The 13,339-nt window shown below is 39.7% G+C and carries 16 protein-coding genes; 8 read left to right on the top strand and 8 right to left on the bottom strand.

Features of this window, described 5'->3' with window-relative positions:
- Positions 1–9: 9 nt before the first annotated feature.
- The 4 genes from ADH54_RS02575 to ADH54_RS02560 form a co-directional block, all read right to left on the bottom strand.
- On the bottom strand, positions 10–1,470 hold the full coding sequence (locus ADH54_RS02575; protein ID WP_049523934.1) for an ATP-binding cassette domain-containing protein: 1,461 nt from the start codon (positions 1,468–1,470) through the stop codon (positions 10–12).
- Positions 1,467–2,738 (bottom strand): radical SAM/SPASM domain-containing protein, encoded by a 1,272-nt coding sequence (locus tag ADH54_RS02570; RefSeq protein WP_239682649.1) that lies wholly within the window; start codon positions 2,736–2,738, stop codon positions 1,467–1,469. The genes ADH54_RS02575 and ADH54_RS02570 overlap by 4 nt, the downstream gene beginning before the upstream one ends.
- 390 nt (positions 2,739–3,128) lie before the next feature.
- On the bottom strand, positions 3,129–3,824 hold the full coding sequence (locus ADH54_RS02565) for an LrgB family protein (RefSeq protein ID WP_001288952.1): 696 nt from the start codon (positions 3,822–3,824) through the stop codon (positions 3,129–3,131).
- Positions 3,821–4,195 (bottom strand): CidA/LrgA family protein, encoded by a 375-nt coding sequence (locus tag ADH54_RS02560; RefSeq protein WP_000781325.1) that lies wholly within the window; start codon positions 4,193–4,195, stop codon positions 3,821–3,823. Before ADH54_RS02560 ends, ADH54_RS02565 begins: the two co-directional genes overlap by 4 nt.
- Before the next feature lie 283 nt (positions 4,196–4,478).
- On the opposite strand from ADH54_RS02560, the gene ADH54_RS02555 reads away from it, so the two are divergent.
- The 7 genes from ADH54_RS02555 (at position 4,479) to queF (ending at position 8,029) form a co-directional block, all read left to right on the top strand.
- Positions 4,479–4,859 (top strand): MarR family winged helix-turn-helix transcriptional regulator, encoded by a 381-nt coding sequence (locus tag ADH54_RS02555; protein WP_049523933.1) that lies wholly within the window; start codon positions 4,479–4,481, stop codon positions 4,857–4,859.
- A 100-nt stretch (positions 4,860–4,959) separates the two neighbouring features.
- Positions 4,960–5,181, top strand: coding sequence for a DUF4649 family protein (locus ADH54_RS02550; protein WP_000570255.1), 222 nt, complete (start codon positions 4,960–4,962; stop codon positions 5,179–5,181).
- Positions 5,182–5,197: 16 nt separating this feature from the next.
- Complete coding sequence (gene trxA, locus ADH54_RS02545; RefSeq protein WP_001029581.1) at positions 5,198–5,512, top strand: thioredoxin; 315 nt, start codon at positions 5,198–5,200, stop codon at positions 5,510–5,512.
- Between the two features lie 201 nt (positions 5,513–5,713).
- Positions 5,714–6,367, top strand: a complete 654-nt coding sequence (queC, locus tag ADH54_RS02540) for a 7-cyano-7-deazaguanine synthase QueC (protein ID WP_049523932.1) — start codon at positions 5,714–5,716, stop codon at positions 6,365–6,367.
- Positions 6,367–6,810 carry a 6-carboxytetrahydropterin synthase QueD gene (queD, locus tag ADH54_RS02535; protein ID WP_049523931.1) on the top strand — a complete coding sequence of 148 codons (444 nt, stop codon included), beginning with the start codon at positions 6,367–6,369 and terminating at the stop codon, positions 6,808–6,810. Before queC ends, queD begins: the two co-directional genes overlap by 1 nt.
- Entirely contained in the window at positions 6,803–7,519 is a 717-nt protein-coding gene (gene queE, locus ADH54_RS12140; protein WP_049523930.1) for a 7-carboxy-7-deazaguanine synthase QueE, read from the top strand. Before queD ends, queE begins: the two co-directional genes overlap by 8 nt.
- 18 nt (positions 7,520–7,537) lie before the next feature.
- Entirely contained in the window at positions 7,538–8,029 is a 492-nt protein-coding gene (gene queF, locus ADH54_RS12135; RefSeq protein ID WP_000082587.1) for a preQ(1) synthase, read from the top strand.
- A gap of 57 nt (positions 8,030–8,086) precedes the next feature.
- Here queF and ADH54_RS02520 read toward each other — a convergent pair whose 3' ends face one another.
- A complete protein-coding gene (locus ADH54_RS02520) occupies positions 8,087–8,755 on the bottom strand; it encodes an MIP/aquaporin family protein (protein WP_049523929.1) in 669 nt (222 codons plus the stop codon).
- A 257-nt stretch (positions 8,756–9,012) separates the two neighbouring features.
- Here ADH54_RS02520 and ADH54_RS02515 point away from each other — a divergent pair, with 257 nt between their 5' ends.
- Positions 9,013–9,777: a (S)-acetoin forming diacetyl reductase gene (locus tag ADH54_RS02515; RefSeq protein WP_049523928.1), complete on the top strand. Its 765-nt coding sequence runs from the start codon at positions 9,013–9,015 to the stop codon at positions 9,775–9,777.
- 107 nt (positions 9,778–9,884) lie between these two features.
- Here ADH54_RS02515 and ADH54_RS02510 read toward each other — a convergent pair whose 3' ends face one another.
- The 3 genes from ADH54_RS02510 to pepF all read right to left on the bottom strand — a co-directional run bounded on the left by ADH54_RS02510 (position 9,885) and on the right by pepF (position 13,336).
- Positions 9,885–10,676 (bottom strand): DUF2785 domain-containing protein, encoded by a 792-nt coding sequence (locus tag ADH54_RS02510; protein WP_049523927.1) that lies wholly within the window; start codon positions 10,674–10,676, stop codon positions 9,885–9,887.
- A 61-nt stretch (positions 10,677–10,737) separates the two neighbouring features.
- A complete protein-coding gene (locus tag ADH54_RS02505) occupies positions 10,738–11,451 on the bottom strand; it encodes a deoxyribonuclease (protein ID WP_399553678.1) in 714 nt (237 codons plus the stop codon).
- A 73-nt stretch (positions 11,452–11,524) separates the two neighbouring features.
- Positions 11,525–13,336, bottom strand: a complete 1,812-nt coding sequence (gene pepF, locus ADH54_RS02500) for an oligoendopeptidase F (protein WP_049523926.1) — start codon at positions 13,334–13,336, stop codon at positions 11,525–11,527.
- Between the last annotated feature and the right edge of the window lie 3 nt (positions 13,337–13,339).

Below are 13,339 nucleotides of genomic sequence, written 5' to 3'. Positions count from 1 at the left end.
TACTTTTCCTTACTCACTGTCACATGATTGAAGAGTAATAACTTCTGTTGGAAAATCGACTAAATCATCATCATGACTAATCAAAATCACTAACTTTTCTTTTGCTAACAAGTCGGACAGGATTTGCACGACTTTTTTCTTGTTTTGTGAATCTAAAAAATTACTTGGCTCATCAAAAATATAAACATCTTTCTCCACCGCTACTGCTTCTTGCAACTGCAACAATTTTAGTTGTCCCATGGATGCACCTTGACTCAATTCATTTTTATAAAATCGACTCGCAATAGGTTCTGCAGGGCAGTATGAAAAATTCGAATTCTTTCTATAATTAGGTAAGTAAATCTCACCATGATAATTCATGCTGTAACCTACTATCGCTAAAATCAGTCGCGTCTTACCAACACCATTTTCTCCAACAATACGATAAATATGTCCTTTTTCTAAACGAGTTGTTAGTGGCTCATGCAGTTCTTCACCATCTCTCCCCAAGCTAACATACTTTTCTAAGACTATCTCTAAAATTGGAATAGACTCATACGAAATCTGAACAGGTTCCAAAAAATTGATAAAATTTTCGATAATTTTCTTACTTCCCGAGTACTCCTTATAAACATCAAGGAAGTATTCAATAGGTGTCCAAAATTGTGAAATATATAGTTGGATAGCCATTAGATCACCAATCGTAATCCAACCTTTATAAGTCTGATAACCTGATATAATCGTCGTCATCATAATCATAAAATTCAAAAATGCATAGGAAAGAAAATTTTCAAATAAAGAAGTCATTCTCACTTCCTTATTTTTACATAAAATATATTTTTTCACCAAGGGAGAGAAATCAATCAAGCTAGAATGAGCTGAAAATCGCATACTAGGCATGAGTTTATAGCTATCCACTAGATAATCGCGTATATCCTTCATACAATTCACTGTATCGGAACCAAGCTTAGATAGTCGTCCACTATATTTCTGCGAAATAAAGATAAATACAGGTATCAAAATACCTATCATCACAGCAATAGTAGGAGAAATACTCCATAAAATCCCTATAATCACAAGTGCTCGTATCAAGTACAGGAGAAGAGCAACAGGATATTCGTTAAAAAATCGTTTTAACAGCTCATAGGTCTGCCCTAATTCTTGTGTAATGGTAGCTTCAGACAATTCTGTCTCTACTATATCATAGAGCTGGATATTTTCAGCAGTTTTTTGGCAAATATTCTGCCAAACATACGATTCTGATTCTCCTTGAAGCACATCACAAAAATAATATAAAACTTGAATAAACAGAGAAATTCCTACATAAAGCACCCCGTAAACAATCATAGCATGAACTTTCTGAGATAGAATATGGTCAATAAATAACTTACTAATATAAGGAATAGCTACAGTTAGTATAGTAACAAGGGTATTCAAAATAAAGCTTTTTAGAAATAGCACTTTATTGTTATAGGATAACAATCTTTTCATCTGCATGCCTCCATAGTTAAATTTTTATCAACATATATTTTATGAACAGATATATGTTGGATAGTCCCTTCAACATCCTCCTTTGTCAATAATCCTAATTCATCTAAAAATACAATCTTGTGAAACCACTCTAAATAGTCAAACTGACAATCGCGTTCCATCTTCCCATTATTTACAAATGTATTAAATGGGCAACCTCCATAACAAAATTCATAATAAGCACAATCTTTATAAGGGCACATGCTTCCCAGACCTGTTAATTCATTAGTAACTTGACCAATACTTCCCAACTGATAGTTTTCATTCCCTACTAATGAATAACATTTATATAAGTTACCGTTGGCATGAATTGTAAGAGAATCTTGATTTTTGAACATACAGTAGCCTCCTATTTTTAAATCATGATAATACGGTATATTTTCCTTTGATAAAAACAGCAATAAATCTAGACAAATCTTCTTTTTAGTTTCACTATCAATATATAGAATTGAATCGTTAGGTACAGCTACAAAATCAAAATAAAGATTAAAATTTTCAAATTCTGTATACTTTTTTAAATCTAAAAATAATTTCTGGATAGATATATAATTTCTTTTAGATATGTTAACTCTAGCCTGAATGGATAAATTTTTATACTTTTCCAACATAACTGACAAGTTATTTATGATTCTATGATAAGTTCCTTTCCCTAATCGATTGCATCTTTCTAGGTTATGATAGTGCTCATCACCATCAAAAGAAACTTGAATAGCGAAATTATGACAGTCAAGAAAAGACATTATTTTATTTGTGAATATCGTTCCATTTGTAATCAAAGTATACGAAATAGGAATAGCTAGTTTCTCATCTAAAGTTTCACATAAATTTCGTATAAACTGAAAGTTATATAATGGTTCACCACCAGTAAAACAGATATCCAGAGATTTATACTTCTTAAAATTGAGTTCATCTAATATAAAATTCACAATCTTTTTACCGTCATACTTACTACTTAAGAACGGTTTCCTATCCTTATCATTCTCAAAACAATAAGAGCAAGTCAAGTTACACGACATAGTTGTAACTATATATAGTGATAATTCATCTCCCTCTACTATTCGTTTAGAGTGAACAAAGGGCACTTGTTTATCAATCTCACTTATCAAGTAAGGAAATTCTTTTAAAGATAACTTCTTGAATAGTTCCTCATCAATCTCACAAATAGATCCTGTATATAAATTTTTTAAATAAACTACATCATCTGTAGAAAAAGAATAAATTGTTTCCATAACTTATCTCCCGCTTTAAAAAGGCTGAGGGTATCCCCCTCAGCCTCATCATTATAATAGTAAAGTGATAAATTATCGCTTTTACATAAGCAACTCAAGGCAATCTAACGATAACGCCCTGGGCATTTATCTGGATGCTGCTGTACTGAGGCTAGGTGACCTTTTTTAACAACTTTGATAACATCAGTCAAATTAAGCATCGCTCTCCCTCCTTTTTTAAAAAAGAATTATACGTATAATTCTTTTATAGAAAAGAAAAATCTCATATACTGTTAAGTAAAAATTATTTTGTATCCGTTTTCTCTGGCTTCATTGTATATCTTCTCATGTAGATTGTCAAGTATTTTTTTGAAAAATTTTTAAAATTTCGAAATTTTGCCGTTAATTTTTTTAACTCAATATCAAACTGGCCACAATAGGGCTGACAAAGACATAGAGAATACCGGTAACACCGATAGCCAAACCACCCATGGCTCCTGCTACAGAACCGTATCGAAAGGCTGTCCCTGTTCCAACTGCGTGGCCTGTTCCTCCAAGGGAAAGACCAACAGCTACTGGATCATCTATTTTCAACCACTTCAAGAGGGTTGGGCCGATGACACTGGTTAAAATCCCAGTTGCTACTACAACCACCAAGGTCACAGTCGTCAAACCTTGCAATTTTTCTGTGATTCCCACTGCCATGGCGGTTGTTACTGACTTAGGAAAGAGAGAAATGGCTAGGAAAAAGTCCATTCCAAAAATCTTTGCTACAAGGGCTGTGAAAGATGTATTGACCACTACCGCTAACAAACTACCAAAGAGAATACTCCGAGCATGGTGCTTCATCAAGTGAAAACTCTTGTAAAGCGGAATCCCTAGAGCCACGGTCGATGGAACAATCAAGTTGTTCAAATAAACCCCACCTTGGTAGTAATCTTGGTAAGAAATACCCGTCACTTTTAGAAAGATGATAATGAAAACAGCTGACAAAAGCAAGGGCGTTGTCAATGGATGGGGAAAACGTCTGTAAATCAGCATTCCCACTAGATAAGCTAGGATAGACAGAGCAAGCCCAAACAGGGGATTGGAAACAAATTCACTCATTTGGCATCTCCTTTCTCATAATCTCCCTCAAACCGTCTCTTGATGAACTGAACTACCAAGGCAATGAGGATAATATTGATGACTGCTGCAAAAAAGACAATCAAAACAATGGGCAAAAGATAGGGAGCAATCACATCAAACTTCTCCATGATTCCCACTGCTGGCGGCAAAAAGAGAATGGTCATATTGGCCAGCAAGAAATTCCCCACCATGTTGACATGTCTGGTTCTCAGCCACTTGAATTGTAGGGCTAGAAAAAGAATAATCAAACCGATAATACTGCCTGGGATGGGCAAATGAAAGAAACTAGAGATTCCCTCTCCGATTAGAGAAATCACAAAGAGAATCATTAATTGAACATATAATTTCATCCTATACTCCACGAAATAGACTTCTTGCATACCAGTTTACTCTTTTTTCAGAAAATTTCAAGGAAATGCACAAGAGTTGATGAAAGTTTGAGAAGAAAGGGGATACAAACAATTCTTGACTTGTGAAAACAGGCATGATTTAGGATAAAAGATGCCAGCGTCTGTCTTGCCAGCTCTTTTGAAAAGTAGTATAATTATTGCATGCGCAATCATCTTGTGATGCAGAGACTGTCCGTAAATGGACTTTCTTCTATATTATAACTCTAAAAAGAAAGGAGATACTATGACCTACTTGGAAAAATGGTTTGACTTCAATCGGCGTCAGAAAGAAATTGAAGGTCTCTTGGAAGAGACCATTGCCCAGCAGAGCGAGCAAAGTCTGACCTTGAAAGAGTTCTACCTGCTCTACTATCTGGACTTGGCTCAAGAAAAATCTCTACGCCAGATTGACCTGCCAGATAAACTTCATCTGAGCCCGAGCGCTGTTTCTCGGATGGTGGCTCGCTTGGAAGCCAAAAATTGCGGTCTACTTAGTCGCAGGTGTTGTGATCAAGATAGGCGCTCTAGCTTTATCTGCCTGACAGGTGATGGGCAAAAGACACTGGCCACACTACAAAAGGCTGTTGAAGAAAGCTTGGAAACTGGTTTGGATTTCTTGATTTAAGATGATTTTAGAAAAAAAGTTGCGTGCGCAATCATTTTTCTTGACATTCTCTTTTACAAGGAGTAAAATAAAATCATCATTAAACAAAGGAGTTTTAAACATGATTGAAATTACCTATCTAGATGCCAGCAAGAACGAAAGAACTGTGACTTTCGAATCTTATGAAGATTTTGATCGTTCACAACAAGCTTGCCTTATCGGCGTCGCAGACTACTACCCTGTCCAAAAATTAACTTACAACGGTCATGATTTGGACTATCATGGAACTTATGGAGATATCTTCTTCTATCTCAAGAAACAAGATTTAAGCCAATATAACTAAAAAAAGGAGAAATACAATGGCAAAAGCAATTACAGATGCAACATTCGAACAAGAAACAAAAGACGGTTTGGTCTTGGTAGACTTCTGGGCAACTTGGTGTGGTCCATGTCGTATGCAAGGTCCAATCTTGGACAAATTGTCTGAAGAACTTTCAGAAGATGTTTTGAAAATCGTTAAAATGGACGTTGATGAAAATCCAAACACAGCTCGTGCTTTTGGAATCATGTCTATCCCAACTCTTCTCTTCAAAAAAGACGGCCAAGTTGTCAAACAAGTTGCTGGTGTTCACACAGCAGAACAAATCAAGGCCATCGTTGCTGAATTGAGCTAATCACATTAGAGACCAAGTACTTGCTTTGGTCTCTTTTTTCTTGCCCTTTGCCATTTTTCAAAAAATATGCTAGACTGTAAGTAGAATATTACGATGTTTGGGACACGCCATCGCTAAAAAAAACCTTGACTTGGTATTTTTTAGCTCCCTCATGGGAGCTTTTTGCGTGCTCTGAACATTTCCCATTTTGGAAGGAGTACTATGAAACGTCAATCTGCCTTGGTCGTCTTTAGCGGCGGTCAAGATTCTACAACCTGCCTCTTTTGGGCTAAAGAACACTATGAAACGGTCGAAGCCGTTACCTTTGCCTACGGCCAACGCCATCATCTCGAAATTCAAGTCGCTAGAGAAATCGCTAAGGAACAGGGTATTCGTCATCATATCCTAGATATGTCTCTGCTGGGACAAATCACTGAAAATGCCTTGACTTCTGATCTGGAAATTGAGCAAAAAGAGGGAGAGGTTCCCAATACCTTTGTTGACGGTCGCAACCACCTCTTTCTATCCTTTGCGGCAGTTCTTGCCAAACAACGGGGCATTACAGACATCGTGACAGGTGTCTGCGAGACAGATTTTTCAGGCTATCCTGACTGCCGTGATGTCTTTGTCAAATCCCTCAATGTTACTCTTAACCTGGCCATGGATTACGACTTCGTTATCCAAACACCTCTCATGTGGCTAGACAAAGCTGAAACTTGGGAATTATCCGACCAACTCGGTGCCTTTGACTATGTTCGTGAAAAGACCTTAACCTGCTACAAGGGGATTATCGGAAGTGGCTGTGGAGATTGCCCAGCCTGCCACCTACGGCAACATGGTCTAGATGTTTATCTCTCACAGAAAGGAGAGGCATAATGTTTTTTGCACCCAAAGAAATCAAACAGGAAACCGGAGAGTCTCTTGTCTACAATCCTTATCGGACTCTAGTCTCCAAAGAATTTACCTTTGATGCTGCTCACCACCTCTTTCACTATGAGGGAAAATGCAAATCCCTGCATGGCCACACCTATCATTTGCAGGTTGCTGTCAGTGGATTTTTAGATGAACGTGGTATGACCTACGATTTCGGAGACATCAAAGCGATCTACAAGAACTACTTAGAGCCCCACTTGGATCATCGCTATCTCAATGAAACCCTGCCCTATATGAACACGACTGCTGAAAATATGGTTTACTGGATTTTCCAAACTATGAGTCAAGAGTTGCCAGACGAACGTGGTCTCCGTTTGGAATACGTTCGCCTCTATGAGACTCCGACTGCCTTTGCAGAGTTTAGACGGGAGTGGTTAGATGACTAGGGAACGTGTCCTCAAACTACCAGTTCTGGAAATTTTTGGGCCAACCTTTCAAGGTGAAGGCCGTGCAATTGGGCAGAAAACTATGTTTGTCCGCACTGCTGGTTGCGACTATCACTGCGACTGGTGCGATTCTGCCTTCACTTGGGATGGCTCTGAAAAGCCAACTCGTATGACAGCTGACGAGGTCATTGCTGAGTTGGATAAATTAGGGAGCTACGACTATGTCACCCTATCTGGGGGAAATCCTGCTATCCTAGCAGCCAACATGGCTGAACTGGTCACCAAGCTCAAGGAACGTGGTGTCACTCTAGCTGTTGAGACCCAAGGCTCCCGCTGGCAAAATTGGTTGAAAGACATCGACCAGGTTACTCTGAGTCCCAAACCTCCTTCATCCAAGATGGAAGTCAACTTTGAGACCTTGGACTTTATCGTTTCCCAACTGGATCCAGATAAGGTCACCTTTAAAATTCCTGTCTTTGACGATGCAGATTTGGCCTTTGCCAGAGGAATACAAGAACGCTACCAACCAGATGTTCTCTTTTTATCAGCAGGAAATCCTGAGCCCAAGGCTAGAGGTAATATTGTCCAAGACCAACTGGACCGCCTCAAAGAACTCTGGGAACGTGTCGCTGCCGACGATAGCTGGGGCAATGTCCGCGTCCTTCCTCAACTGCATACCCTCCTCTACGATAATCAACGTGGTGTTTAAAATTAGAAAGAAAAAATCATGTCACAACAAGAAGAAATGAAAAACCTAAGCCTACTAGGCAACAAAGAAACCAACTACATTTTCGAGTATCAACCAGAAGTCCTCGAATCCTTTGACAATCGTCATGTGGAAAATGACTATTTTATCAAATTTAACTGTCCTGAATTTACCTCACTTTGCCCTATTACCGCTCAGCCAGACTTTGCGACGATTTATATTTCCTACATTCCTGACAAGCTCTGTGTCGAGTCAAAATCCCTCAAACTCTACCTCTTTAGCTACCGAAACCATGGAGATTTTCATGAAAACTGTATCAACACCATCGGGAAGGACTTGGTCAACTTGCTAGACCCTCGCTATTTAGAGGTCTGGGGAAAATTCACACCGCGCGGTGGCATTTCAATCGACCCCTACTACAACTACGGTAAGCCAGGAACTAAGTATGAAGGCTTGGCAGAACAACGCCTCTTCCAACACGACCTTTATCCAGAGAAAATTGACAACCGTTAAACTCATACGAAAAAGCCCTGTTCCTCCAGATGAGGAGCAAGGCTTTTTGTTTTTCAATTATTCTTCTGTTCCAAGGAAGTTTTTTGCAACGAGGGCTGCAAGAACCCCACCAACGATTGGCGCAAGGATGAAAATCCAAACTTGTTGAAGGGCTGCGCCACCTACCAAAACAGCTGGTGCCAAGCTACGGGCTGGATTTACTGAAAGCCCAGTAATGTTCAAGCCCACAAGAATCATCGCCATCAAGGACAAACCGATTACCAGACCAGCAATCGCGCCATTTCCCTTGCTTTCTGAAGTCACGGTCATGATAACCAAAACAAACAAGAAAGTTGCGATGACTTCAAACAAGAAACCACCAAAGACAGTGACACCGTTTGCCAAGGCATTTTCACCAAGACTAGCAGTTGACATGCCTGAGTTAGACAAGAGGAAGAATACCGCAGCTGACGCAAGGAAAGCTCCAACTACTTGTCCAAGGATGTAGTTGACAAGTTCTGAAGATGACAAACGTTTGTTTACAAACATAGCAATCGAAACCGCTGGGTTCAAGTGAGCACCTGAAATAGTTCCGATTGAGTAGGCTGCAACCACGATTGCCAAACCAAAAGCAAAGGCGATTCCAAGGTGTCCAAGGCCTTCAAGACCATTTCCAAAAACAACAGCTCCTGTCCCAACGAACACAAGCATGAACGTACCGATTAACTCAGCTACAAATTTTTTCATTTTCTTTCTCCTTTTTTCAAAAACTAGATACTAGTCTATCAAAAGAGGGAAAGGGTTTCAAGAAAATTGTTTGGAAATTTTCAGGACAAAATTCTATAAAAACGGTAGTGTTTATTTGAAACATTTTTTTCAAAGGTGTATACTAATAGCGTAGTTTTGATAGGGTTTACAAAACCCATTATCGAAGCTTATTTGTAAACCTTTGCTGTTCTTTTATGAACGTTTGAATGGTATCGTGGATACCAAGGAGGAATCATATGTCTAAAGTTGCTATTGTCACAGGTGCAGGTCAAGGAATCGGTTTTGCAATCGCAAAACGATTGGTTCAAGATGGCTTTAAGGTAGGAGTCTTAGACTACAATCCTGAAACAGCTGAAAAAGCTGTTGCCGAATTATCAGCTAAAAATGCCTTTGCTGTCGTGGCCGATGTTTCGAAACAGGCCGAAGTTGCACAAGCATTTCAAAAGGTTGTTGACCATTTTGGTGATTTAAATGTTGTCGTAAATAACGCTGGTGTTGCTCCAACTACTCCTCTTGATACAATTACTGAGGAACAATTTACACGCACTTTCGGTATCAACGTTGGTGGTGTCATTTGGGGTTCACAAGCTGCACAAGCGCAATTTAAAGCACTTGGCCACGGAGGTAAAATTATCAACGCAACCTCTCAAGCTGGTGTAGTCGGTAACCCAAATCTAACTGTTTATGGTGGAACAAAATTTGCTGTTCGAGGAATTACGCAAACATTAGCACGTGATCTAGCAGACTCAGGCATCACTGTTAACGCCTACGCACCAGGTATTGTGAAAACACCAATGATGTACGACATCGCTCATGAAGTTGGTAAAAATGCAGGAAAAGATGACGAGTGGGGTATGCAGACATTTGCAAAAGATATTACTCTAAAACGTCTATCTGAACCAGAAGATGTGGCTGCTGCCGTCAGCTTCCTTGCAGGACCAGATTCAAACTACATTACAGGACAAACCATTATCGTTGATGGTGGTATGCAATTCCATTAAGATACAGGAAAAGAGGTTGGAAAATGATTCAACCTCTTTTATTAGTTTTCATTATTAGTCAGGAGGATACAATAGAAACTCTTTCAATAAGTAATATTAGCTTATCCCTAGTATTGAAAAGACTGGATAGCTTCTTTCAAGTCATCTTGTAAACTATTTCTCTGGTCAAGTTGAACATAGACTTCCAACAAACAGGATCTGAAGTTGGAAAATTTATAAAAATCTTCCCTTTCTTCTATCGGAAAGTCAACAGCTTTTATCCAAGAAGCTACTTGCTCTTGCGCTAATTTCCCTTGTAAAATCGGTTCATAAAGCACTCTGGCTAAACGCCAATCTTCATCATCTGTAAAACGAATGGTAATTCTTTTAAATAATTGACCAAGTATGTCAAATACTTCATGAACTCTGTTTTTAGGAAAGTCTGGATGACAAACCACCTCTGTCAGTAAATCGGCTCCATGTGCAAAAGCATGAACCCAACCATACTGACTTGAAAAACCTGTCGTGTCCTTTTCTTTTGAAAGATAGTACAAACCTTGATTTAAAAGGACATTGCGAATTTCTGCTTTTAATCCCTGATAAAAAACCGATTGCTGGTTGGCGTCCGCCGACAAGAGATTTGCATAAACAAGCGCCCTAAAAGAACGTTCAAGTGTTGGCAGGCCTATCTTATCAATCTCTTTGTCTAGTCCTCCATCAGCTGAGACCACATCAGCAATGAAATAAAATTGTTCCTGTGTAAATAGCTCTTCCTGAATCCCTCTAGCAAAGCTTGTAAAAACAAGGTCATCGCGAATTTCTGGAGAAGGATCTCCCAAATGGTCAAGCAACCACTGGATTTCTTCACCATGATAACTTGGTTTTTCTTCTGCCATTTTTCTAAGTAACTCTTGATACATGGGCAATACCTCTACATTTCTAGCAACTGTTCAAAAAACCAACCCAAGATAACTTTCTATCTTATTCTTTTTGAGATAGAGTTTTTCCTGCAGCAATTGCATCGGCCTCTGTCATCTCGACAACGTTGGCTTTATTAGTATTTGACGGCATTCTATCCTTGTTATACCAATATACTTTCGCTTGCCCATTCTTAGCGACGTAGACAATTCTATCCTGCTGTTGGGCTTTAGTCTCAGCTTCACGCGCAATTCTTTTCTCTTCTTCTTTTTGAGAAATGAATGACTCAACTGCATCTATTCTACCAAGTAATTCTGCCTTTTTATCATTATTTTCAACCTGATTAACTATTTCTTTAGCAGACTTCACTTGACTTGTATCTTGACTTTCTTCCAATTGTTTGACTAAGGTTTCACCTTTTTCTTGCAACTCATTTGCAGCTTTTTCTTTGGCAATTCTCTCTTCTTCTGCTTTTTCTTTAGCTTTTTTCTCTTCTTCAACTCGTTTCGCCTCCTCTATGCTAGGTGAAGTATCTGTCGTTGAAGATGTCGAAGCAGTAGATGTCATAGTCTGCTTAGTTTCTGATTGAGAAGGTGAAGTTTTCTTTGTGACTGTTGGGGTTTGAAGAGCAGCTGCAACAAAACTAACAATGAAAAGCCCTATCATTAAATTTCTTTTTCGAATATCTGGTGCTTTCTTTACAAAATACCAAACACCAACTCCGCTCAAAACAAGATAGAGAGTAGGAAGAGCAATCAATAAAATGATTCCCAACAAGACTAGACCTATTTTGATAAAACGTATTCTTTTTGAATCCTGCTCAAGCCATTTTTTAATTCAGTTCATATCCTTATCCTAAATTCCCTAACTCTCCCAACTGGGCACTGTAGGCGATGATCTGATCAACTGTGTCTGACAAGAATTGGATGGTATCACGGAGTGGTTTATCTGTTGAAATATCAGCACCGATGATCATGGCTGACTCAAGTGGTGTCTTGCTACCACCTGACTTAAGGAGATTGAGCCAGTCTTCAGCTCCAGTTTCTGAATGTTTCAGATGAAGGTAACCCGCAGTCGAGATGACTAGTCCTGCTGAGTAGGTGTAGCTATACAAGCCCATGTAGTAGTGAGCTTGGCGCATCCAAGTCAGAGCTGCATCATCATCAATCTCAATAGCATCTCCCCAGAAATCCGTCAAAACTTCCTTCATAATACTATTCAGCTTGCTTGCTCCAAAGGTTTCTCCTTCTTCAATCAATGTATACACCTTACGCTGGAAGGCTGCTTCCAAGAGGTGGGTGATGAAATTATGGAAGTAGGTATCTGTCAAACGGTGAGCCAGAGCGAAGCGTTTTTGACGTGGGTCGTCAGATTGGTGCTCCAAGTAGTCACTGAGGAGCAATTCATTGAAGGTTGACGGTGCTTCAACATAGTAGGTCGACATGTGAGCATTGAAGTAACTCTGATGATTATCTGAAAAAATGAATTGACCAGAATGCCCGATTTCATGAATCAAGGTATAGACATCGCTCAAACGACCTGTCCAGCTCATGAGGACATAAGGGTGTACGCGATATGGATCCGCCGCATAACCGCCAGAATCCTTGCCACTATTGGCAGCAAAGTCCACCCAGCGCTCTTCTTGATAGCGAGCAACTTCCTGACAATATTCTTGTCCCAAAGTTTCTACCGACTTCATGACCAAATCATAGGCGTCGTCAATAGTCACTGCAGGATTGAGGGCGCTGTCCAAGTCCAATTTCCAGTCAGCAAAGGTCATCTTTTCAAGACCATTTACCTTGGCAACATGCTTGAGGTATCTCTGAGCAACTGGCGCAAAGTCCTTCATGATGAGGTCAATCTGACGATCAAACATAGCACGGTCCACTTCCTGCTCAGCCAGAAGATAATCAAAAACTGAGTCGTAGCCCTTCATATCAGCCAAGAGTTTTTCAGACTTGACTTGGGCTAAATAGGCTGCCGCAGCCGTATTTTGGTGCTTACGAAGTCCCTCTGAGAAGGAACGGAAAGATTTTTCACGAACCTCAGCGTCCTCATGGTTTTGGTAAAAATTCTCATAAGTCACAAAGCTGTTTTTGTAGGTCTTGCCATGAGCTTCAAAGTCAGCCATTTCGAAATCCCCAGCTCGCATTTTAGTGTAAATATCCTGCGGACTGTAGAAAACTTCACCCAGATTAGTCAAGGCCTTCTCCACATCAGCCCCTAGATAGTGGGCTTTTTTGATTTTTGCCTGACGAATGGCAGCTGTTAAATGTGGCAATTTACCCAAACGGTCCAAGACTTCCTCGTCTGCGGCCACCAGGGCATCGTCAAAGAAGGTCAAGGCTACGCTGGCATCTGTTTCAAATTCCATCCCAGCTTGAGCAATATTGGCAAATTCGTCATTGCTATAGTCTGTCGTCTGCGGCATAAAGCCATAGTTGCCAATATGGCTCATCTGAATGTAGATTTGTTCCAATTCCGCAAAGGCTTTTTCAAAATCCTCAAAAGTATGAAGATTACCCTTGTAATCACGGCTAAATTGATTGATGTCTTCTCGAGCCTTCTCGATTGCACGCAAGAAATCTTCACGATCTTGGTATAGGGCTGTTAAATCCCAAAGTTCCTTCTCTGGAAATTCTGAACGGTGTTTTTGTTCCATTTT

The sequence above is a fragment of the Streptococcus pseudopneumoniae genome (assembly GCF_001072315.1).
GTDB lineage: Bacteria > Bacillota > Bacilli > Lactobacillales > Streptococcaceae > Streptococcus > Streptococcus pseudopneumoniae_R.
This window is presented reverse-complemented; position numbering and strand designations above follow the sequence as displayed.